Source organism: Onishia taeanensis (assembly GCF_013349955.1).
Lineage (GTDB): Bacteria > Pseudomonadota > Gammaproteobacteria > Pseudomonadales > Halomonadaceae > Onishia > Onishia taeanensis_B.
On the sequence record NZ_JABVXC010000001.1, the window covers coordinates 575897 to 596962 of the forward strand.

A 21066-nucleotide genomic window follows, 5' to 3' on the forward strand; every position below is an offset into this window, starting at 1 on the left:
CTCAGCGACGCTGGTCGGCGACGAAGCGCTGCACCGCTTCGAGCTCGGCGGGCAGCACCGCATAGCGTTCCTCGCGCTCGAGCAGATCGTCCATGTGCGGCGGCAGCGGCACACCCGGGAAGCCGGCCTTGACCACCGCATCGGCGAACTTCGCCGGGTGGGCGGTCGCGAGCGTGACCATCGGTGTCGCGGCATCGGCCCGCGCCCGCTCGGCCGCCCGATAGCCGGTGGCGGTATGCGGATCGAGAATCTCGTGAGTGCGATGGTGCGCCTCGCGGATCACCTCGAGGATGGTCGCATCATCGACGCTGTAGCTCGCAAACTTCTCGCGCAGCTTCTCAAGCGGCGCTTCGGCAAGCGCCGTTGGCTCCTGCTGGAAGCGCTCGAGAAGCTCGGCCACGGCATTGCCGTCACGCTCGTAAGCATCGAACAGCAGGCGCTCGAAGTTCGACGACACCACGATATCCATCGACGGCGCCAGGGTCGCTTCGAGATCGCGCTTGGAGAAGTCGTTGTCGGCGAGCGTGCGGTGCAGGATGTCGTTGGCGTTGGTAGCGATGATGAACTGCTTGACCGGCAGGCCCATCTGACTCGCCATGTAGCCAGCGAAGAGGTTGCCGAAGTTCGCCGAGGGTACGCAGAAGCTGACCTCCCGCTGCGGGGCGCCGAGGGCCACGGCCGAGGCCACGTAGTAGACGATCTGGGCCATGATGCGCGCCCAATTGATCGAATTCACCGCCACCAGGCGGGTGCCGTTCAGGAAATCCTGATTGGCGAAGCTCGCCTTGACCATCGCCTGGGCATCGTCGAAGTTGCCTTCGATGGCGATGTTGAAGACGTTGTCGGCGAGCACCGTGGTCATCTGGCGACGCTGCACCTCGGAGACCCGATTGTGCGGGTGAAGGATGAAGATATCCAGGTTATCGCAGTGACGACAGCCTTCGATGGCCGCCGAGCCGGTGTCGCCGGAGGTGGCGCCCATGATCACCGCGCGCTCGCCGCGCTTCTTCAGGAAGTGATCGAGCAGCCGGCCCAGCAGCTGCAAGGCGACGTCCTTGAAGGCGAGCGTCGGGCCATGGAACAGCTCGAGCAGAAAGTGATTGGCGTCGAGCTGATTCAGCGGCACCACGGCGTCGTGGCTGAAGGTCGCGTAGGCGTCCTTGACCAGACCGCGGAAGGTATCGTCGTCGATCTCGCCGTTGACGAACGGCTTCATTACCCGAAAGGCAATCTCGGCATAGGAGCAGCCGGCCATGTCGGCGAGCTCTTCCTTGGACAGCTGAGGGACGGTCTCCGGCACGTAGAGGCCACCGTCGCTTGCCATGCCGGTCAGCACGACCTCTTCGAAGGACAGCGCGGGCGCCTGCCCGCGGGTACTGATATAGCGCATGCTTCACTCCGTGAGTGGCAAGCTTCGAGCCGCGGGCTCGGAGCTGTCGTTGCTCGAAGCTCGCGGCTCGTCACTCGAAGCCGAAATTATTCCTGCTCGTCGAGGGTCTCGACGCGGATACGGGTCACCGAACCGGCGATATCGGCCAGCGACTCGAGCTGACGGATCACCTCGTTCATGTGCTTCTCGCGAGTGCGATGCGTCAGCAGGATGATCGGCACCAGCTCGCCTTCAATGGCTTCCTTCTGGATGATTGCCTCGATGGAGATGCCCTGCTCGGAAAGAATCGTCGCCACCCGTGCCAGCACGCCGGGACGATCGACCGCCAGCAGGCGCAGATAGTAGGCGGTGGTGATCTCTTCCATGGGCAGGATCGGCAGGTCGTTGTCGCTCTCGCCGATGCCGCTGAAGGCCAGATAGGGCACACGGTAGCGGTGCTCGGTGCTGATGTCGCGTGCCACATCGAGCAGGTCAGCGACCACCGCCGAAGCGGTCGGTTCAGCACCGGCGCCCGCACCGTAGTAGATGGTAGGCCCAACGGCATCGCCCATCACCTCGATGGCGTTCTTGACCCCGTTCACATTGGCCAGCAAACACTCCTTGGGCACCAGCGCCGGATGCACGCGCAGCTCGAAGCCGGCTTCGGTGCGCTTGGAAATGCCCAGGTGCTTGATCACGTAGCCGAGGTTGTCGGCCTGCTCGACGTCGTCGAAGGTGATCCGCGAGATGCCTTCGGTGTAGGCCTTGTCGAACTGCAGTGGCACGCCGTAGGCAATGGAGGCCAGGATGGTCAGCTTGTGTGCGGCGTCGATGCCCTCGACATCGAAGGTCGGGTCGGCTTCGGCATACCCCAGCGCCTGAGCCTCGGCCAGCACGTCTTCGAAGGCGCGGCCCTCGTCACGCATGTGGGTGAGAATGTAGTTGCCGGTGCCGTTGATGATGCCGGCCAACCATTCGATGCGATTGGCACCAAGCCCCTCACGCAGCGACTTGATCACCGGAATGCCGCCGGCCACCGCCGCCTCGAAGGCCACGATGACGCCCTTCTCATGGGCGGCCTGGAAGATCTCGTTGCCGTGCACCGCGATCAGCGCCTTGTTGGCGGTGACCACGTGCTTGCCGTTGTCGATGGCGGTCAGCACCAGCTCACGGGCCACTTCGTAACCGCCGATCAGCTCGACCAGTACGTCGACATCGGGATTACGGGCCACCTCGAATACATCGCTGGTGGTCTTGACGCCGGTGGTATCGCAGTCAGGATTTTCGCGACGCATCGCCACCTGCTCAATCACGATCGGGCGACCGGCCCGACGCGCGATCTCATCGGCGTTGCGCATCAGCACATTGAACGTACCGCCACCCACGGTGCCCAGACCACAGATTCCCACTCTGACCGATTTCAACGTTTTGCTCCCTTTGCAGATACTCGATTGTTCGCATTGTCGACGTCGCGGCGTCACAACGACCGCGAATGCGGCTGCCAGACCGCTCAGAAATTCAGTTTTCAGCCATTCAGGTCCAGCATTTCCGCCAGCCGCTCGGCCGGCACGTAACCCGGCACCAGGCGCCCGTCAGGCATCACGATGGCCGGTGTGCCCTGCACGCCGAGCTCCATCCCCAGATGATACTGTGACTCGACCAGATTGTCGCAGTCCGGGGCGATATCCAAGGCTTCGCCACGTTTGGCTGCACTCATGGCTTCGGCCGGGTTCGATGCGCACCACACCTGGCTCAGCAAGCGGGCGCCCTCTGAACCGGCGCCGGCGCGGGGGAAGGCCAGATAATGCACGGCGATGCCCATCTCGTTGAGGGCCGGCACTTCCTCGTGCAGGCGCTGGCAGTAGGGGCAGGTGGTATCGGTAAAGACGTAGATCGTCGCCTGCGGCGCTTCGTCACTGCGGAAGATCACCTGTTCACTGTCGGGCACCTCGGCGATACGCGCGGCACGCTGGGTGTTGCGGGATTGCTCGCTCAGGTTCACCAGGCCATCGGCGCCATTCTGGTAGATATCACCGACGATGAAGTGCTCGCCGGTGGCATCGCTATAGAAAGTCTCACCGTTGGCCAGATGCACCTCCCAAAGGCCCTCGACGGGCGTGTCCAGCACCTGCTCGACAGGCATCGACTCACCATTGACGGTGAGGCTGTCGGTCAAAGCCTGGGGGGGCGCCGCCATGGCCTGGGCGGTGAAAAGGCCGGCCAGCAGGCCGGTGGCGGTAAGCAGCAGTCGATTCATGGTCAACCTCGAGGATGATGGTCAGCATGCAGCGTTTCCAGGCGAGCCTGGGCCACATGGGTATAGATCTGGGTCGTCGACAGGTCGCTATGACCCAGCAACAGCTGTACGACACGCAAGTTGGCCCCATGATTCAATAAATGCGTGGCGAAAGCATGCCGCAGGGTATGTGGCGACAGCGGCTTGCCGATACTGGCGGTGCGCGCATGCACCCTGACGCGATGCCAGAAGGTCTGGCGAGTCATGAAGCCATCGCTGCGACCGGGGAACAAGGGGGGCCTGGTGATATCGCGCATCAGCGCACCCCGTCCGGCGCGCAGGTAGCGCTCGAGCCAGGCGATGGCCTCTTCGCCGAGCGGCACCAGCCGCTCCTTGTCGCCCTTCCCCAGCACCCGCACCACGCCCTGGCGCAGGTTGACCGCGTCGGTGGTCAGGCCCACCAGCTCCGACACCCTCAGGCCACCGGCATAAAGCACTTCGAGCATGGCGCGATCGCGCAGGCCGAGGGCGGTGTCGGTATCCGGCGCCTCGAGCAGCCGTTCGACCTCGTCCTCGTCGAGGGTACGAGGCAGACTTGGCCGGACCGGCGGCAGGCGCACCTCGGTCAGCGGGTCGGTATCGATCAGGCCCTCGACCAGCGCCCAGCGGTAAAAACGGCGCAGGCTCGACAGCAATCGAGCGTTGGAGCGCAGCTGATAGCCGCCGTCACGGCGCGCATCGAACCAGTCGGGCAAAGCCTGGGGATCGGGCTCAAGCAGCGATTCACTGCGCTCGGTCAGTCGCTCGGCCCAGGCGGCCAGATCATGGCGATAGGCGGCCAGGGTATTGTCGCTGGCACCCTGCTCCAGCCACAGAGCATCGAGGAAGCGCTCCTGCAAGGTCCCGGTGTGATCGCTCATTCAGCGCCCCATGCTATTGCCCCGCCCAGACACGACGAAACCCCGCCCCGCGCAAGCGGTGACGGGGTTTCGACAGGAAGCATCTCCCGACTTAGGAGAGCTTTTCCTTGATGCGTGCGGACTTGCCGCTGCGCTCGCGGAGGTAGTACAGCTTGGCCTGGCGCACGTCACCACGACGCTTGACTTCGATGGAGTCGACCAGCGGGCTATAGGTCTGGAAGGTACGCTCGACGCCAACGCCGTGGGACACTTTGCGCACGGTGAAGGCGGAGTTCAGGCCGCGGTTGCGCTTGCCGATGACGACGCCTTCGAAGGCCTGCAGACGCTCGCGGGTGCCTTCCTTGACCTTGACCTGGACGATAACGGTGTCGCCCGGGGCGAAGGCCGGAATTTCCTTGGCCATTTGCTCGGATTCGATCGCCTGGATCACGGAATTCTTGCTGCTCATTGCTAGCTCCTCGATAACTTGTATCGCCTTCGGCTCGAGCCGTCGGCGGTGATCCCGACGCGAATCCTTGAGGATGGCGCGGGAATCGCTCTGTGTATGACGCAGGGGCACGGCATGCATGCCTCAAGCCTTTTTCAGGAAGGCTCCTGCACCTCCGCCTTGCTGGCGTATTCCTCGATGAATTCATCGAGCAGTGCCTGCTGGTCAGTCGCCAGGGTCCTGCCTTCGAGCAGGTCAGGGCGTCTGAGCCAGGTGCGGCCCAATGACTGCTTCAGCCGCCAGCGGCGAATCGCCGCGTGGTTGCCGCTGAGCAGTACGTCCGGCACCCGTCGCCCGTCGATCTCGTCGGGGCGCGTATAGTGCGGGCAGTCCAGCAGGCCATCGTTGAAGGAATCTTCCTCCGCCGAGGCCTGATGACCCAGCACACCGGGCACCAGTCGGGCCAAGGCATCGACCATCACCATGGCGGGCAGTTCGCCGCCACTCAGTACGTAGTCGCCGATCGAGACTTCCTCGTCGATATCGGCTTCCACCACGCGCTCATCGATGCCTTCGTAGCGTCCAGCCACCACCACCAGGGGGCCGCTGTCGGCCAGCGCCTGCACGCCCGCCTGATCCAGAGGTCGCCCCTGTGGCGACAGGTAGATCACTCGGGCCGGCCGGCCGGCACTGCTCTCGGCCGTTGCCCGCGCCTCATGGATGGCTTGGCGCAGGGTATCGACCTTCATCAACATGCCTGGTCCGCCCCCGTAGGGACGATCATCCACCGTGCGGTGGTTATCGGTTGCATAGTCCCGGGGATTCCAGAACTCGAGCTCCAGCAACCCCTGTCTGACCGCCCGTCCCGTCACCCCATACTGGGTGATGGCATCAAACATCTCCGGGAACAGCGATACGACCCCAATCCACACGGCGTTTCTTCCAGGCCTAGCTCCTCTAGACTGCCCGCGGGCAGCGATCAAGGAGGGCGTCACCAGGACGTCTTAAAATTCGGGATCCCAGTCCACCGTCATGCGACCGGCGGCAAGGTCCACCTCGAGCACCACTTCGTCGGGCAAAAAGGGCAGCAACCGCTCCTTGCCGTCGGCGTCCTTGACGACCATCACGTCGTTGGCGCCGGTCTCGAACAGGTAGGCCACACGTCCCAGGCTCTCGCCGTCCTGTGTGGTGACCTGGAGACCCTCCAGTTGGTGCCAGTAATACTCGCCCTCATCGAGCGGCGGCAGCGACTGCTTGGGCAGCAGGATCTCTGCGCCGGCCAGTTGCTCGGCCTGCTCGCGCGACGTCACCCCGTCCAGCTGGGCCACTAGGCCCTTGCCGTGCTGACGCCCCTGCGCCAGTTTCCGGTCGACCAGCTTGCCGTCGAGCCGCAACTGCCACTCGGGGTAGTCGAGGATGCCGTCCATCGGGCTGGTGTATGAATACACCTTCAGCCAGCCCTTCACACCGTAGGTACTGGTCAGCTTGCCCAGCACCACGTGCTGGTCACTGCCGGCGCCTGTCGTTGCGTCTTGGGTCATGGCCATTACCACCTAGTGCCGTACTCGCGTCCGCAGATCAGGCTCAGGCCTGCTTGCGGGCTTCCTTGACCAGCTCGGCGACGCGCGCAGAGACCTGGGCACCCTGTTCCTGCCACTGGGCGATACGGTCCAGATCGATGCGCAGACGCTCTTCCTGGCCGCGAGCGACCGGGTTGAAGAAGCCGACGCGCTCGATGAAACGGCCGTCACGAGACTTGCGAGAATCGCTTACGGTCAGGTGGTAGAAGGGACGCTTCTTGGCGCCACCACGTGCCAGACGAATGGTAACCATTGCGTTATCTGTCCTTCGGTTGGAGTTGCTGAAAATTGGTCTTCGGCCGCGCGCTGTCGCGCGGTCCTGCCACGAAGACGCGACATTCTACGGAAATCGATGCCTCTTGGGAACCTTTTGTGTACCAAGCGGCGATCATCGCCGCGGCAGGCCACCCGGACCGCCCATACCGCCGGGGCCACCCATGCCGCCGGGACCGCCGGGGCCACCGCCGCCCATCATGCCCGACATGCCGCGCATCATCTTCTGCATGCCGCCTTTCTTGCCGACCTTCTTCATCATTTTCTGCATCTGCTTGTGCTGCTTCAGCAGGCGGTTGAGGTCGGGCACTTGCAGGCCGGCGCCCGCGGCGATGCGGCGCTTGCGCGACCCGTTGATGATCTCTGGACGACGGCGCTCCTTGGGTGTCATCGAGTTGATCAGCGACTCGAGCTTGCCGAACTCCTTCTCGGGCCCGGGGCCCTTGGCCATATCGGCCATCTGTCCCATGCCCGGCAGCTTGCCCATCAGGCCGCCCATGCCGCCCATCTTCTTGAGCTGCTGGAGCTGGTCGCGGAAGTCCTCGAGGTCGAAGCCGTCGCCCTTCTTGACCTTCTTGGCGAGCTTTTCGGCCTTGCCCTTGTCGACGGTGCGTTCAGCTTCCTCGATCAGCGACAGGACGTCGCCCATACCGAGAATGCGCGAGGCCACGCGATCCGGGTGGAAAGGCTCCAGGGCATCGACCTTCTCGCCCATGCCCATGAACTTGATCGGCTTGCCGGTGATATGACGCACCGACAGGGCGGCACCGCCGCGGGCGTCGCCATCTGCCTTGGTCAGGATCACGCCGGTCAGCGGCAGGGCCTCGTGGAAGGCCTTGGCGGTATTGGCGGCGTCCTGACCGGTCATGGCATCGACGACGAACAGGGTTTCCTGCGGTGCACAGGCACGGTGCAGGGCCTGGATTTCGTCCATCATGTCGGTGTCGACATGCAGGCGGCCGGCGGTGTCGACGATCACCACATCGTGAAACTGGATCTTGGCGTGCTTGAGGGCCGCCTCGGCGATCGCGACCGGCTGCTGGGAGGAGTCGGAGGGAAAGAAGTCGACGTCGACCTCACCGGCCAGCGTCTCGAGCTGGTCGATGGCCGCTGGGCGATAGACGTCGGCAGAGACCACCAACACTTTTTTCTTTTCCCGCTCGCGCAGGTACTTGGCCAGCTTGGCCACCGAGGTGGTCTTGCCCGCGCCCTGCAGGCCGGCCATCAGAATCACCGAAGGCGAGCCCTTGAGCGAGAGTCCCTCGACGCCATCGCCCATGATCGCCTCGAGCTCCTGCTGGACGATCTTGACGAACTGTTGGCCAGGCGAGAGGCTCTTCGAGACCTCCTGGCCAACGGCGCGCTCGCGCACCCGGTCGATGAACGCCTTGACCACCGGCAGCGCAACATCGGCCTCCAGCAGTGCACGGCGCACCTCGCGCAGGGTGTCCTTGATATTGTCTTCGGTCAGCTTGGCCTGACCGCTGATGGACTTCAGCGTCTTCGATAAACGCTCTGTCAAACTATCGAACATGGGGCCCTCCGGCAGGGATGCCTGGCTTTGGGCGGCGATTATACGCCTTCCCGCCGCCAGTCTCCATGCGCCAGCCTCTCGAACCAGGCATCGCAGAGAACAGTACTCCGGCGCCCGGCTGGGCGCGACCGGGGGGATTCGGTATAGTGACCCCTCCTTGAATTTCCACTCGCGAGACGCCGCTGTCGACGGCGATGGACAGCAACCGATGCAGGCGCTTCCTTTTGCTCTTCTGGCCATAGCCTTCTACCTGGGCGCTGCCTCCTGGCAGGCACTGACCCTCTTGCGTCGCGCCCCTCAGCGTCCGAAGCTGGTGCGCAGCCTCGGCACCCTGGCGCTGGCCTTCCACGGGCTGGTGATTGCCGTGGTGATCCGCGAGACCGGCGGCCTCTGGCTTGGCCTGTCACCGAGCCTGGTGATGGTCAGCGCGCTGGTCACGGCGCTCTTGATGCTGGTCAGCCTGGCCAAGCCGGTGCTCAATGCCGCCGTCGGCGTCTTCCCTGTCGCGGCGCTGACCCTGGTGACGGCCGTGGCCTGGCCGGGCGGCGAGCATCAGGGACATATCACGCCAGGCATTGCCCTGCACGCCATCAGCTCAGCCCTGGCCTTTGCGCTGCTGGCGATCGCGGCCGTGCAGTCCATGCTGCTGGCCTGGCAGAATCAGGCCCTGCGCCACCACCACATCAGCGGCATCGTTCAGACCCTGCCGCCACTCACCACCATGGAGCGGGTGCTGTTCGAGCTGATCTGGGCCGGCATGATCCTGCTGACCCTGGCTATCGCCAGCGGCTTCCTGTTCGTCGACAACCTGTTTGCTCAGCACCTGGTTCACAAGACCGTACTCTCGCTGGCCGCCTGGGTGATCTTTGCCGCTCTTCTCATCGGCCATCACTGGCTGGGCTGGCGCGGACTAAAGGCGGTACGCTGGACCCTGGGCGGCGGCGCCTTGCTGCTGCTGGCCTACTTCGGCACCAAGTTCGCCGTCGAGGTGATCTTCTCTTGAAGCCGACCGCCCGGGATGCCTGCCGCGCCTTGACAGCCTCTGGGGGAATCCCTACAAACATGCCTGACCTGTCTTCGAGGACCTTCTCATCTTGAGTGACGATTTCCCGCTAGGACTACTGTTCGGCCTGCTATTCTTGCTCGTCTGCCTGTCGGCGTTCTTCTCGAGCTCCGAGACCGGCATGATGTCGATCAACCGTTACCGTGTTAGCCACCAGGCCAATAGCGGCGATCGTCCTGCCAAGCGCGTGCTTCGCCTGCTGGCCAGGCCCGACCGGCTGATCGGCGTCATCCTGATTGGCAACAACCTGGTCAACAACCTGGCGGCGGCCCTGGCCACGGTGCTGGCCATTCACTACTTCGGCGAAGTCACCGGTCCGGCCATTGCCCCGCTGATCCTGACCATCGTGATCCTGATCTTCGCCGAGGTCGGCCCCAAGACCTACGCGGCCATCAAGCCCGAGCGTATCGCCTACCCGGCATCCGTGGCGCTCGAGCCGCTACTCAAGGTGCTCTACCCGCTGGTATGGCTAGTCAATACCATCTCCAACGGCCTGCTGCGCCTGATCGGCGTCAAGAGCCTGACCGGCAACGGCGACCATCTGACCCGAGATGAGCTGCGCACCGTGGTCCACGAAGCCGGCACCATGATTCCCCGCCGCCACCAGGCGATGCTGCTGTCGATCCTCGACCTTGAAAACGTCACCGTGAACGACATCATGGTGCCCCGCCACGAGGTGGTCGGTATCGACCTCGAAGATGAACTCGAGAGTATCCTGGCGCAGATCCGCACCAGCCAGCATACCCGGGTACCGGTGTTCAAAGGCGACATCAACAACATCATCGGCATGTTGCACCTGCGCAACGCGGCGCGCTTCCTGTCCAAGGACGAGGTCACCAAGGCCGCCATCGTTCAGGAAGCACGGGAGCCCTACTTCATCCCCGAGTCGACGCCGCTGCACACGCAATTGCTCAACTTTCAGCAGCAGAAACGGCGCACCGGCATCGTGGTCGATGAGTACGGCGACGTGGAAGGCCTGGTCACGCTGGAGGATATCCTCGAGGAGATCGTCGGCGAGTTCACCACCGACATGGCAGGCATGCATCAGGAAATGCACCTCCAGGATGATGGCAGCTACGTGATCGAGGGTACCGCCAATATCCGCGAACTCAACAAGTCACTGGGCTGGCAGCTGCCCACCGACGGTCCTAAAACCCTCAACGGCCTAATCCTCGAGCACCTCGAGTCTTTCCCCGAAGGCCCCACCTGCCTGCAGGTCGGCAACGTGCGCATGGAAATCATCGAGGTCAAGGACAAGGTCATCACCTCGGCGCGCTGCTGGCAGCACGTGCGCCGGGCCGCCCGCCAGGAGTGACGACAGGCCATGGGGGCTAGCGCTCAAGGTCCCGGCCTGCCCCTTCCCGGTACCGCGCATCAATGATGCCTTCGGCCCCCTACCGGTTCGATGAGTCAACTACGCAAGCAGTGATCTCATCAAGTCGCCCCCAGGCAAGCCGTACCCAAGCAAAGCGCCGCGCTGACTGACAGCGCGGCGCTTTGCTTGGTGTCTAGGAAGGGTCTAGGAGGGGCAAGGCGTCGTACGAAGGACAACGGAGGGCCCCATGATGGGAGGCATCATTCGCCCGCGCCGTCGCGAGCGGGCGCCTTCCCGCCGGGCGTGATCCAGGCGTCGGCCTCTTGCTTCAGCGCCTTCACGCGGGCCGCGAGCTCCCCACGACGAGCCTGAGCGGGCGGCACCGGCTCACCGAACACCAGTGCCACCCGCGCCTGAAAGCGGCGTGGCAACCGGGTCAGCGCCGGGCCATCGCGGTTAGAGGTCCAGGATCCCCATAGCCCGGCCAGCCCCGCCGGCACCACCGGCACCGGATTGCGAGCGAGAATCAGGTCGAGGCCTCGGCGAAAAGACTGCATCTCGCCATCCCGGGTCAGCCGGCCCTCGGGAAAGACCATCACCACCTCGCCGTGGCGCAGCGCCTGGCTGACTTGATCGAGGGTCCGCCGCAGGCCGCCCGGGTCACTGCGCTCAGAGTCCACTGGAATCGCCCCCACCAGCCGGAAAAGCCAGTTCAGCCAGGGCGATTCGTAGATCGGCCGGTCCATCAGGAAGCGCAGCGGCCGTGGACAGGCACCACCAATCACCAGCGCGTCCATGAAGCTGACGTGATTGCAGACCACCAGGGCTGCACCGCTCGCCGGCACATGGTGACGACCGCGCAGGCGCAGCCGGTAGATCAACGCGACCAGCACGAACACCAGCAGGCGCAGCACCGGCCGCGGACGACGCACGATCATCGCCACCCCAACCGCCAGCGCGACGCCCCCGAGGCTTGCCACGAAGCTTTGCAGATCGAGCCCCAGCACTGACAGCATCAGCCAGCCGTAGCCCGCGGCCGCCACCATCAGCAGCGCATTGCAGATGTTATTGGCGGCAATAATCCGCCCGCGCTGTGCTTCGTGGCTGCCCAATTGCAGGAGCGTATAGAGAGGCACGATGTAGATACCGCCGCCCAGGCCGACCAGCATCAATCCCCCCAGCATGCGCCAGACCCTGGGGTCATCGAACAGCACCGTCAGCGGCTGGCCCATGGTCGAGGCACTATCCACACCGGCCAGCAGTAGACTGGCTGCACCGATCACAAGCGCCCCCAGCGGCACCAGGCCGAGTTCCAAACGCCCGCCCGACAGCTTGGCACAGGCCAGGGCCCCGGCACCAAAGCCGCAGGCGAAGGCCACTAGCAGCACGCTCAGCATCACCTCGCCGCCGCCCGCCACCGCTCGCGCCCAGGCAGGCAGCTGAGTCAGAAAGCTCGCGCCCAGGAACCAGAAAACGCTGATCGCCAGAATCGCCGACCACAGCACTGGCGAATGTACACCGCCGCGCAGCACCTCGAGCAGGCTGGCCAGGGGGCGAAAACGCAGCCGACCTCGCTTGGCCGAGCGCGTGGCGGCGCCTGTAGCGGAGCCACCGGTTGAAGGCTGCGCACTGGCAACCGGCGGCACTGCCAGGCTAGCGCCCCACCCCAATAGAGCGACGCCGATCAGGGTTCCCATGATCGCCGGGCGCGACAGCGTATCGGGAAGCGCCGCCAGCACCCCGGCCAGCAACGCACCGGCAAGAATCGCCGCGAAGGTACCGATATGAACCCAGGCATTGCCGCGCCCCAGCTCGTAGGACGGCAAATACTGAGGCAGGATGGCGAACTTGACGGCCCCGAACAGCGCCGACTGCAGGCCCATCAGCCCCAGGAGGACGAAAAGCGCCACTAGGTTCTGGTACCAGACGGCCATCGCCGCCAGCGACATCAGCACGCATTCGACAAACTTCAGCAGTCGCACCAGCCGGCGTTTGTCGACGCGGTCGGCCAGCTCCCCACCCCAGGCGGAAAACAGCAGAAACGGCAGGATGAACAGCCCCGCTGCCAGATTGATGGCTAACCCCAGGTCCCAGCCAAGACGCGGCACGGCGACAAAGGTCAGCATCAACAGCAGGATGTTGCGGAAAAGATTATCGTTGAAGGCACCCAGCGCCTGCACCCAGAAAAGGGGTGCGAAGCGACGCTGGGTCAGCAGGCCAGGGCTCACACGCTGCCCGGAAGGTGTCGTAGCCCGTTAAGCAAGGTCGTGAGCAGCTGGTCGATCAACTCCCCGACCTCCAGCGGCTGACCCTGCCAGTAGCCCAGACGCTCGTTGAGGCCAAGCTGCACCAGCCCATGGACGCTGCCCCACAAAGTGCGCGCCAGGCGACGGGCTTCTGGATCATCGATCGCCGGCTGGAACTCCTTTAGGGTGGCCTCGACTCGCACGAAAAGCGCCTCGATCATGTCGTTCTGACGCTGATCGAGCTCACCTTCCTGGGCCAGCGGGTAATCGAACAGCAGTTGCCAGCGAAAAGGCGCCGCCTTGGCGAAATGCCAGTAGGCCGTGGCCAGGCCCGTCAGCCGTGCCTGGGGACCGCCGTCATCAAGCCCCTCGATGGCACCGCGCAGATGGGCCAGGGTTTCGATATTGACGTGCTGAAGGAGGTTGTTGAAGCTGCCGTAGAGCTTCAGCAGGGTGCTGGGAGCGCAGCCGACCTCGCGGGCCAGCGCTCGCAGCGACAGCGTATGTACGGGGTGCTCTTTGAGCCAGGCATCGCAAGCTGCCATGACCTGAGCATGCAACGCCTCGGGCGCGTGCTGTCTGGGACGTGCCATTGCATCCTCGCAGGTACGCTGAACGGCTAAGGGACTAAAGCGACGATGTCGCATATCTCGAACAGCGTTTTATATCAGCATACCGCCCCATCACACAAACATAAACACAACCACAATCTCGCCAGCGTGACGACCTGCACGCTTTGCAGCGCCCGGGCTCTTGGTTACCCTGAGCCACCGCGCGGCGCGCCTTGACGCGCCCGATAAGCGCCAAAAAGACACTGGAGAGCCCATGGCCGGTCGCCTGCATATTGCGCCGCTTGATCTGCCCCGGCTAATGCCCGAGCTCATAGCCGACGAGCCGCTGCTGACCGGTGCCAACCTGGCGCCCCGCCAGGGACTATCGATGATTCGCCTCGATGCCGGCCGACCGCATCTGCGCCGAGCCTTCTGGGGACTGACCCCGCCCTGGCTCAAGGTGCTCGATCACGCCCCCCACTGTGCCCGGGCGGAGAGCCTCGATGATCGCAAGATGTTTGCTGAGGCCTTCGCCGCCCGTCGCTGCCTGATCCCGGTCACCGGCGTCTATGTGTGGCGCACCATGCCACGTGGCAAGCAGCCCTATCTGGTGACCCGCGTCGACCGCGGCCCCCTGCTGCTGGCCGGCCTGTGGGCCCGCTACCACACCACACTGAGCGCCTTTCACGACTCCATGGCCCTGATCACCGTGGCGGCGCCGCCACTATTAGCCCCGCTCAGCGACCGCCTGCCGGCGGTGATAGAAGCCGACCGAGCAACCGCCTGGCTCGACCCGTCCACCCCGCTCGACGAAGCTCGCGCCATGCTGAATCCCGCCTCCAGGGAACTGTTGGGCGCTTTTCCGGTATCAAGACGAGTGAATCACCCGCTGAATCAGGAATGGGCCTGTGGCCACCCCACCGGCCCCATGCTGCGCTGGCAGCCCGCACAGGAGTCATGATGATCGCCACGACCCGCCTTGCCCCAACCCGCCGCTACCGCGACAGGCTGGCACACCTGGTCCTTGGCAGCGCCTTGCTGATGACCCTCATCGCGCCCGCGCTTGCCAGTGCTTCGGCAACTTCCGACACATCGCCCCAAGCCTCATCAGAAGCGTCCGCCAAGACAGACGACGCCACGCTGAAAACCAGTCCCAACGACAGCCGCGACTACCGCCTGCTGACCCTCGATAACGGCCTGACCGTTCTTTTGGTCAGCGATAGCGAGGCGGACAAAGCCGCCGCCTCGATGAACGTCGACGTCGGCAGCGCAAGCGACCCCGAGGACCTGGCAGGTCTTGCCCACTTCCTCGAACACATGCTGTTCCTGGGCACCGACGCCTACCCGGCCCCAGATGCCTACCAGTCGTTCATCAACCAGCATGGCGGCAAACACAACGCCTTCACCGCAAGCCAGGACACCAACTACTTCTTCGACATCGAACCCGACTCGCTGCCCGGCGCCCTGGATCGCTTCAGTCAGTTCTTCATCACGCCGCGCTTCAACGCCGACAAACTGGAGAGCGAGCGCAACGTGGTGCATTCTGAATATCAGGCGCGGCTGCGTGATGACGGACGCCGCGAGAATGATGCACTCGACCAGGTGCTCAACCCCGACAACCCGACCACCGGTTTCTCGGTGGGCAGCCGCGCCACCCTGACGTTGCCCGAAGATGCCGAGACACCGCTTAGGCAGCGAGTCATCGATTTCTTCAAGGCCCACTACGGCGCTGGCGTGATGCATCTAGCGCTGGTGGCACCCCAGCCACTGGATGACCTGGAGGCCTTGGTCCGCGAGCGCTTCGCGGCGATTCCCAACCGCGGCCTTAGCCGCGCGAAGGTCGAGGAACCTCTGGTTCGTCCTGACAGCCTGCCACTGTCCCTGGATGTCGCGTCGTTACGGGACGAGCGCCAGTTGCGCTTCTACTTCCCGGTGCCCGACCCCGAGCCCTTCTACGCCACCAAGCCTGCCTCTTACATCGCCAACCTGCTGGGCCATGAGGGTCAGGGCAGCCTGCTCGAGCAGCTGCGCGAGGCAGGGCTTGCCGACGGCCTGTCGGCAGGCGTCGGACGCGGCGATGGAACCCATGCCCTGTTCACCGTTGGCATCAGCTTGACGCCAGAGGGCGCCCAACAGATCCCGAGCATTCAGGCCAGCCTGTTCGCTGCCATCGACAAGATCCGTCAGCAGGGGCTCGATCCCTGGCGCTACCAGGAACAGGCTCGCCTTGCCGAGCAGGAATTCCGCTTCCAGCAACACGGTGACCCTCAGCATGACGCCACTCGTCTGGCCATGAACCTGGCCCACTACCCGAGCCGTGATGCCCAGTTCGCCCCCTATCGCATGGACGGCTTCGACAAAGCCCGCATTGAGGACTACCTTTCGGCCCTGACACCGGACAACCTGCTGAGGGTCTACCGTGCCCCCGATGTAGAGGGTACGGCCACCTCGCCCTGGTTCGACGCCTCCTATCGCATCGACCAGACCCCGGACTGGGCGAGCGCCTCGCCCATCGGCGAGCTGTCACTGCCAGAGCCCAATCCCTATATCGCCCAGGACCTGAGCATGGGCAACGTTCAGAATGCACCGCCCAAGCGCCTGCTGGAGACTCAGGGCGCCGAGGTCTGGCACCAGGCCAACGTCGACTTCGACACACCCAAGGTGGAATGGCGTTTCAGCCTGCAGCACCCGGCGGCGGCCGCCAACGCCCGCGATGCGGCGCTGACCCGACTGCTCGCTGGCTGGCTCAACGACAGCCTCAACGAGACGCTCTATCCAGCAAGGCTGGCCGGCCACCAGTTCAATGCCTACGCCCATGCCCGCGGCATGACCCTGTCCTTCTCCGGCTGGCGGGATCGCCAGCCCCGACTGATCGAGCGAGTGCTCACTCAACTGACGCAGGGCGAGATTACCGAAGACAGCGTCGCGCGAGTCCGCCACCAGCTCGAGCGCGAGTGGCGCAACGCCCCCAAGGCAGCGCTCTACCAGCAAGCCAACCGCGCCCTCGGCGAGGCGCTGCTGCGCCCGCAGTGGCCGGCGGCGACCCTGCTCGATGCCATTGGCGACCTGAACGCCGACGATCTGCGTGATTATCGGGCTACCTATCTGGGTGCGCTGCATCTCGAGGCCATGGCGGTAGGCGACCTGTCGGCCGAGACCGCGCGTGCCACCGGCGCATCGGTCATCGACACCCTGGCACCGACGCTGGATGCTAACGCCGTGCCCAACCTCGAACCGCTGGATATCTCGAGCACCCTCCCCAACCTGCACCCCAACAGCACTCGCCAGGACTCCTTGGTGCTTCGCTATCTGCAGGGGCCAACCCAGACTCTGGACGAGCAGGCACGCTTGGCGGTGCTGGGCCAACTGATCTCTACACCCTTCTACACCCGGCTGCGCACCGAGCAGCAGCTTGGCTACATCGTCAGCGCCAGCTACATGCCACTACTTGAAGCACCGGGCATGAGCCTGCTGGTGCAGTCACCGGATACCGATAGCGAGATGATCGGCCAGCGCATCACGGCCTTCCTCGACGAGTTCGACCAGACCCTCGCCGAGCTCGACGAAGCCACCCTGGCGCCATACCGGCAGGCCGTGCATGACCGCCTGCTGGAGCGCGACACCTCGCTGGGCGCGCTCGCCAATCGCCAATGGCAGGCGCTGGCACGCGACGATATCGGCTTCGACCAGCGCGAGCGCCTCGCTGAAAGGGTCTCGGCTATCACTCCAGCAGCATTGCGTGAGGCATGGGCCGAACTGCGCAAAGCGCCCGCCGCCAACATCACCTTCGATCCCGGTGACAGCCCCAGCGACCTGCTGGCATTGACGGCCGACCTGAAACCGCTACCCGGAGCCGATTGACGTCACGCCCCTCCGCACCCGCGGCGCCGTTTCCCGGCGCCACGGAAAATAGCTGGCGGAGGCGAGTTGCGAAACGCCCATGCCTTGACACGACGACGCCCGGACCTTTTGCCAGGATCCGGGCGTCGTCGTATTGATATGCACGGTGATACGTAACGTCAGCCATCGCTGAAGAGCGAAGCCTTGAGCGTCGGCACGGCTTGTTAGCGGGGCGGCTCAGGCACCGAAGGCCTGCGCCGGCATGATCGCCTCGACATGCATCACCAGTTCCTCGAGGATCTGACGCTCGCCGTCTTCGAGGCTGACCTGATTCAGGCGCTCGATCTCCCGGGCGAAGCCCTGCAGAGTCAGGCCGCCCAGGCTCGCATCGTTCATGCGCGACCAGCGATAGGCATCCCACTGGGCCTGCTCTTCGCCTTCCAGGGTGTCGGGGTAACTGCGGGCCCGGAAGCGGAACAGCATTTCCTCGAGCCGCGGGTCCTGGAAGGCAAAGCTGGCGCCGACCAGGTCCCAGGGATCCGAGTCCCTCACCCGCTGCATCTGCTGACGATCCGCCGGCGAGAAGAAGCCGCCGGAGTAGAGCATGAGGTCCGGGTCCTGCGGGCCTTCGGGGGGTGGCTCGGCGAACACCCCGGCGGCGCGGCTGGCCGCCTCGGGCGCGGCCGAAAGCTGCTTCCAGTGCTCGCGACAGGTCGGCAGATCGAGCCCCAGGCGCTCGACGATAGCGCCGTACTCGCCGCGGCGCTCGCCGCTTATATCCTTCAGATAGCTCACCGGCATCAGCACCGGGCTCTTGTTGAGGTGAATCACCTTGAGCGGAATGCGGGTCTCCCCCTCGGCGAGATCGTCGGCACCGACGAACACCCGGGCGCGTATTTCCTCCACCGACAGCTCGAACAGCGGTGCTGGGTCCATCGCCAGATCATAGACGATCACCCCGTTGGGGTTGCTGGGGTGTTCGGCCAGCGGCATCACCAGGGCACTGCAGGCGCGGCTCGCCGGGTAGCGACGCGAGATATGCAGCAGCGGCTTGCGCGAGGCGATGTCCAGGCGCTTGGCGACCTCGCGCTTGCTACGCAGCGCCAGCAGGTAGTCGAAGAGCCCCGGATTGCAGGACTTGAGCAGTCGCGCCAGGGCGATGGTGGCGCGAACGTCCGCCAGCGCGTCGTGGGCGCCGGCATGCTCGATGCCGTTGGCGGCGGTCAGGTGCTCGAGCTTGAAGCTCGGTGCACCATCCTCGCGCTTGGGCCACTCGATTCCCTCGGGGCGCAGGGCATGGAAGGCTCGCACCACATCGATGAGGTCCCAGCGCGAATTGCCGCTCTGCCACTCCCGGGCATAGGGGTCCAGGAAGTTGCGATAGAAGAGATGGCGGCTGACCTCATCATCGAAGCGCAGGCTGTTGTAGCCCAGGGCACAGGTGCCCGGCTCGCTCATGGCGTCATTGATGATACCGGCAAATTCGGCCTCGGGAACGCCACGACGCTGGGCCTTCTGCGGCGTGATGCCGGTGATCAAGCAAGCCTGTGGGTGCGGCAGATAGTCGTCGGCGGGCTTGCAGTACACCTCGATCGGCGCGCCGATCTCGTTGAAGTCGGCATCGGTGCGGATCGCAGCGAACTGCGAGGGCCGATCCCGGCGCGGATCGGCCCCGAAGGTTTCGTAGTCGTGCCACAGGAAGGTCCGCGGAGCGGCGGGGGACGGCGCCATGACAGGCTCTCCAGGCAGTCTAAATGACGCCCAGCCTAGCACAGTCCCCCGGATGGCTCAGCCACGTCATTCTGCCAAGCGATTCAGACCAGTCATTCAGCCAAATCCCTGGGCAAGGCGACTCAGCTTCGCGGCAGGGTCACGTTGAGCTCGAGCACCGAGCAATCCTCGTCGCGATCGAGGCTGATGTTGATGGCATCCTGCTCGACCTTCACGTAGCGACGAATCACCTCCAACAGCTCGCGCTCCAGCATCGGCATATAGTCCGGCTGGTCACGCTGACCACGCTGATGGGCGACGATAATCTGCAGTCGCTCCTTGGCGACCGACGCGCTCTTTTTGCGCTCACCTCTCAAGAAATCCAGCAGTTTCACCGACGACCTCCCCCGAACACACGGCTCAGCAGCCCTTTCTTCTGGTACTCGTGGAAACGCAGCGGCACTGTCTCACCGAGCAACCGCGAAACGGTATCGGTGTAGGCCTGGCCGGCATCGCTTTTCTGGTCGTGCGTGACCGGAATGCCCTGGTTGGACGCCCTCAGCACTGCCTCGGACTCAGGGATCAGGCCGATCAGATCGATGGCCAGGATCTCGCAGATGTCATCGAGGTTGAGCATGTCACCGCCGTCGACCCGTGACGGGTTGTAGCGAGTGATCAGCAGGTGCTCCTTGACCGGGTCGCGATTCTGCTCGGCGCGACGGGTCTTGGAGGACAACAGGCCGAGAATGCGATCGGAGTCCCGTACCGAGGACACCTCGGGGTTGGTCACCACCACCGCCTCGTCGGCAAAGTACATCGCCAGTTGGGCACCACGCTCGATGCCGGCCGGCGAGTCGCAAATGATGTAATCGAAGTCCTGAGTCAGAGCGTCGAGGATCTTCTCGACGCCTTCGCTGGTCAGGGCATCCTTGTCGCGGGTCTGAGAGGCCGGAAGGATATGCAGGTTTTCGACGCGCTTGTCGCGAATCATCGCCTGATTGAGTCCGGCATCGCCTTGAATGACATTGACCAGGTCATACACCACGCGGCGTTCGCAGCCCATGATCAGGTCAAGGTTGCGCAGACCCACGTCGAAGTCGATCACCACTGTCTTGTTGCCGCGCAGCGCCAGCCCAGTAGCGATGGCGGCCGCACTGGTCGTCTTGCCAACCCCACCCTTGCCGGAGGTCACTACAATGATCTTGGCCAAGATAAGCTTCCTGTTGCTAATGAGATAACGGATCGTCGCGACCTTCAGGTCAGAGCGACAATCGCCAGCTGGTCCTCGCTCAAGCTGACCTGAACGGTGCTGCTTAGCAAGCGCGGGTCGATATCTTCCAGTCGCTTGTAGTTGCCGGCTACCGACAGCAGCTCGGCGTGCAGTTCGCGACAGAAGATGGCGGCGTCATGATCGCCATGGATGCCGGCCAGCGCCCGGCCCCGCAAGGCGCCGTAAACATGAATATTACCCGCGGCCAGCACTTCGGCACCGGCATTCACCGCACCGATCACCACCAGGTCGCCTTCTTGGGCGCTGACCTGCTGGCCCGAACGCACGGTGCCACGATAGATGCGTCCCGTCGGAGTCGCCTCGGTATGTACCGCGTCCTGTGTCGAAGCGGTATCGCCCGCATCGCGCTCACTGGACACGCTCTCGAGGGCGCGCGGGCGCACCTCCTGGGGCGGGAACCAGCCAAGGCCCAGCGCCCACGCGGACTGCTTGACCGGATCAGCCCCCCCACGCACCGCGACCGGCAACAGCTTGTTGGCACGGCAGACCGCACAGATGCGTTCCAGCGATAGATGCGGCTCATCGAGCCTCTCGACACTGAGCACCACAGGCGTGTGCTGAAAAAAGGCCGGAGACTGGCTGAGTTTGCTTTCTAGCTGGTCACGAATGCGCTCGGGATCGGCGCTGGTCAACTCCATGACCGTCATGGGCAACATGCCACCCTTAAAGGTAAATGCCATGCTGGCCCTATCCATCTTGAGGCTCATTGCC

19 protein-coding genes are annotated in these 21066 nt (G+C 64.4%); 4 read left to right on the plus strand and 15 right to left on the minus strand.

The features are described from left to right. Nucleotide 1 precedes the first annotated feature (1 nt). From thrC to ffh, 9 genes are all read right to left on the minus strand, one after another. Nucleotides 2–1390, minus strand: coding sequence for a threonine synthase (thrC, locus tag HUS66_RS02585; protein WP_175069387.1), 1389 nt, complete (start codon nt 1388–1390; stop codon nt 2–4). Between the two features lie 86 nt (nt 1391–1476). After that, nucleotides 1477–2793: a homoserine dehydrogenase gene (locus HUS66_RS02590; protein WP_175069388.1), complete on the minus strand. Its 1317-nt coding sequence runs from the start codon at nt 2791–2793 to the stop codon at nt 1477–1479. 101 nt (nt 2794–2894) lie between these two features. After that, entirely contained in the window at nt 2895–3626 is a 732-nt protein-coding gene (locus HUS66_RS02595; RefSeq protein WP_175069389.1) for a DsbC family protein, read from the minus strand. A 2-nt stretch (nt 3627–3628) separates the two neighbouring features. After that, complete coding sequence (xerD, locus tag HUS66_RS02600; protein WP_175069390.1) at nt 3629–4525, minus strand: site-specific tyrosine recombinase XerD; 897 nt, start codon at nt 4523–4525, stop codon at nt 3629–3631. Nucleotides 4526–4616: 91 nt separating this feature from the next. Then, nucleotides 4617–4973, minus strand: coding sequence for a 50S ribosomal protein L19 (rplS, locus tag HUS66_RS02605; RefSeq protein ID WP_175069391.1), 357 nt, complete (start codon nt 4971–4973; stop codon nt 4617–4619). Between the two features lie 134 nt (nt 4974–5107). Next, nucleotides 5108–5884 carry a tRNA (guanosine(37)-N1)-methyltransferase TrmD gene (gene trmD, locus HUS66_RS02610; RefSeq protein WP_092528885.1) on the minus strand — a complete coding sequence of 259 codons (777 nt, stop codon included), beginning with the start codon at nt 5882–5884 and terminating at the stop codon, nt 5108–5110. Nucleotides 5885–5956: 72 nt separating this feature from the next. Next, complete coding sequence (gene rimM / locus HUS66_RS02615; protein ID WP_422730791.1) at nt 5957–6499, minus strand: ribosome maturation factor RimM; 543 nt, start codon at nt 6497–6499, stop codon at nt 5957–5959. 37 nt (nt 6500–6536) lie between these two features. Then, a complete protein-coding gene (gene rpsP, locus HUS66_RS02620) occupies nt 6537–6785 on the minus strand; it encodes a 30S ribosomal protein S16 (protein WP_092528883.1) in 249 nt (82 codons plus the stop codon). A gap of 135 nt (nt 6786–6920) precedes the next feature. Beyond that, nucleotides 6921–8339, minus strand: a complete 1419-nt coding sequence (gene ffh, locus HUS66_RS02625; protein WP_175069392.1) for a signal recognition particle protein — start codon at nt 8337–8339, stop codon at nt 6921–6923. Nucleotides 8340–8547: 208 nt separating this feature from the next. On the opposite strand from ffh, the gene HUS66_RS02630 reads away from it, so the two are divergent. Next, a complete protein-coding gene (locus tag HUS66_RS02630; RefSeq protein ID WP_175069393.1) occupies nt 8548–9342 on the plus strand; it encodes a cytochrome C assembly family protein in 795 nt (264 codons plus the stop codon). Between the two features lie 91 nt (nt 9343–9433). Continuing rightward, complete coding sequence (locus HUS66_RS02635; protein WP_175069394.1) at nt 9434–10717, plus strand: HlyC/CorC family transporter; 1284 nt, start codon at nt 9434–9436, stop codon at nt 10715–10717. Nucleotides 10718–10977: 260 nt separating this feature from the next. Here HUS66_RS02635 and HUS66_RS02640 read toward each other — a convergent pair whose 3' ends face one another. Next, the gene (locus HUS66_RS02640) at nt 10978–12945 is read right to left on the minus strand and encodes an MFS transporter (RefSeq protein WP_282847896.1); all 1968 of its coding nucleotides are present in this window, start codon (nt 12943–12945) and stop codon (nt 10978–10980) included. Next, a complete protein-coding gene (locus tag HUS66_RS02645; RefSeq protein WP_175069395.1) occupies nt 12942–13556 on the minus strand; it encodes a TetR/AcrR family transcriptional regulator in 615 nt (204 codons plus the stop codon). The genes HUS66_RS02640 and HUS66_RS02645 overlap by 4 nt, the downstream gene beginning before the upstream one ends. A gap of 232 nt (nt 13557–13788) precedes the next feature. Between HUS66_RS02645 and HUS66_RS02650 the strand changes: the two genes are divergently transcribed. Together HUS66_RS02650 and HUS66_RS02655 are read left to right on the plus strand one after the other, a co-directional pair. Next, entirely contained in the window at nt 13789–14475 is a 687-nt protein-coding gene (locus HUS66_RS02650; RefSeq protein WP_175069396.1) for an SOS response-associated peptidase, read from the plus strand. Further along, on the plus strand, nt 14475–17375 hold the full coding sequence (locus HUS66_RS02655; protein ID WP_254628649.1) for an insulinase family protein: 2901 nt from the start codon (nt 14475–14477) through the stop codon (nt 17373–17375). Before HUS66_RS02650 ends, HUS66_RS02655 begins: the two co-directional genes overlap by 1 nt. Nucleotides 17376–17591: 216 nt before the next feature. Here HUS66_RS02655 and sbcB read toward each other — a convergent pair whose 3' ends face one another. The 4 genes from sbcB to minC form a co-directional block, all read right to left on the minus strand. Beyond that, nucleotides 17592–19085 carry an exodeoxyribonuclease I gene (gene sbcB, locus HUS66_RS02660; RefSeq protein ID WP_175069397.1) on the minus strand — a complete coding sequence of 498 codons (1494 nt, stop codon included), beginning with the start codon at nt 19083–19085 and terminating at the stop codon, nt 17592–17594. Between the two features lie 122 nt (nt 19086–19207). Further along, entirely contained in the window at nt 19208–19459 is a 252-nt protein-coding gene (gene minE, locus HUS66_RS02665) for a cell division topological specificity factor MinE (RefSeq protein WP_175069398.1), read from the minus strand. Beyond that, complete coding sequence (gene minD / locus HUS66_RS02670) at nt 19456–20274, minus strand: septum site-determining protein MinD (protein WP_175069399.1); 819 nt, start codon at nt 20272–20274, stop codon at nt 19456–19458. Before minD ends, minE begins: the two co-directional genes overlap by 4 nt. Nucleotides 20275–20318: 44 nt before the next feature. After that, the gene (minC, locus tag HUS66_RS02675) at nt 20319–21062 is read right to left on the minus strand and encodes a septum site-determining protein MinC (RefSeq protein ID WP_175069400.1); all 744 of its coding nucleotides are present in this window, start codon (nt 21060–21062) and stop codon (nt 20319–20321) included. Between the last annotated feature and the right edge of the window lie 4 nt (nt 21063–21066).

Excerpts from the sequence above, each read along its gene's own strand:
- thrC (WP_175069387.1), bottom strand. The coding sequence starts at position 1,390 with ATGCGCTATATCAGTACCCGCGGGCAGGCGCCCGCGCTGTCCTTCGAA.
- HUS66_RS02595 (WP_175069389.1), bottom strand. The coding sequence starts at position 3,626 with ATGAATCGACTGCTGCTTACCGCCACCGGCCTGCTGGCCGGCCTTTTC.
- xerD (WP_175069390.1), bottom strand. The coding sequence starts at position 4,525 with ATGAGCGATCACACCGGGACCTTGCAGGAGCGCTTCCTCGATGCTCTG.
- rplS (WP_175069391.1), bottom strand. The coding sequence starts at position 4,973 with ATGAGCAGCAAGAATTCCGTGATCCAGGCGATCGAATCCGAGCAAATG.
- rimM (WP_422730791.1), bottom strand. The coding sequence starts at position 6,499 with ATGGCCATGACCCAAGACGCAACGACAGGCGCCGGCAGTGACCAGCAC.
- rpsP (WP_092528883.1), bottom strand. The coding sequence starts at position 6,785 with ATGGTTACCATTCGTCTGGCACGTGGTGGCGCCAAGAAGCGTCCCTTC.
- ffh (WP_175069392.1), bottom strand. The coding sequence starts at position 8,339 with ATGTTCGATAGTTTGACAGAGCGTTTATCGAAGACGCTGAAGTCCATC.
- HUS66_RS02630 (WP_175069393.1), top strand. The coding sequence starts at position 8,548 with ATGCAGGCGCTTCCTTTTGCTCTTCTGGCCATAGCCTTCTACCTGGGC.
- HUS66_RS02645 (WP_175069395.1), bottom strand. The coding sequence starts at position 13,556 with ATGGCACGTCCCAGACAGCACGCGCCCGAGGCGTTGCATGCTCAGGTC.
- HUS66_RS02650 (WP_175069396.1), top strand. The coding sequence starts at position 13,789 with ATGGCCGGTCGCCTGCATATTGCGCCGCTTGATCTGCCCCGGCTAATG.
- HUS66_RS02655 (WP_254628649.1), top strand. The coding sequence starts at position 14,475 with ATGATCGCCACGACCCGCCTTGCCCCAACCCGCCGCTACCGCGACAGG.
- sbcB (WP_175069397.1), bottom strand. The coding sequence starts at position 19,085 with ATGGCGCCGTCCCCCGCCGCTCCGCGGACCTTCCTGTGGCACGACTAC.
- minC (WP_175069400.1), bottom strand. The coding sequence starts at position 21,062 with ATGAGCCTCAAGATGGATAGGGCCAGCATGGCATTTACCTTTAAGGGT.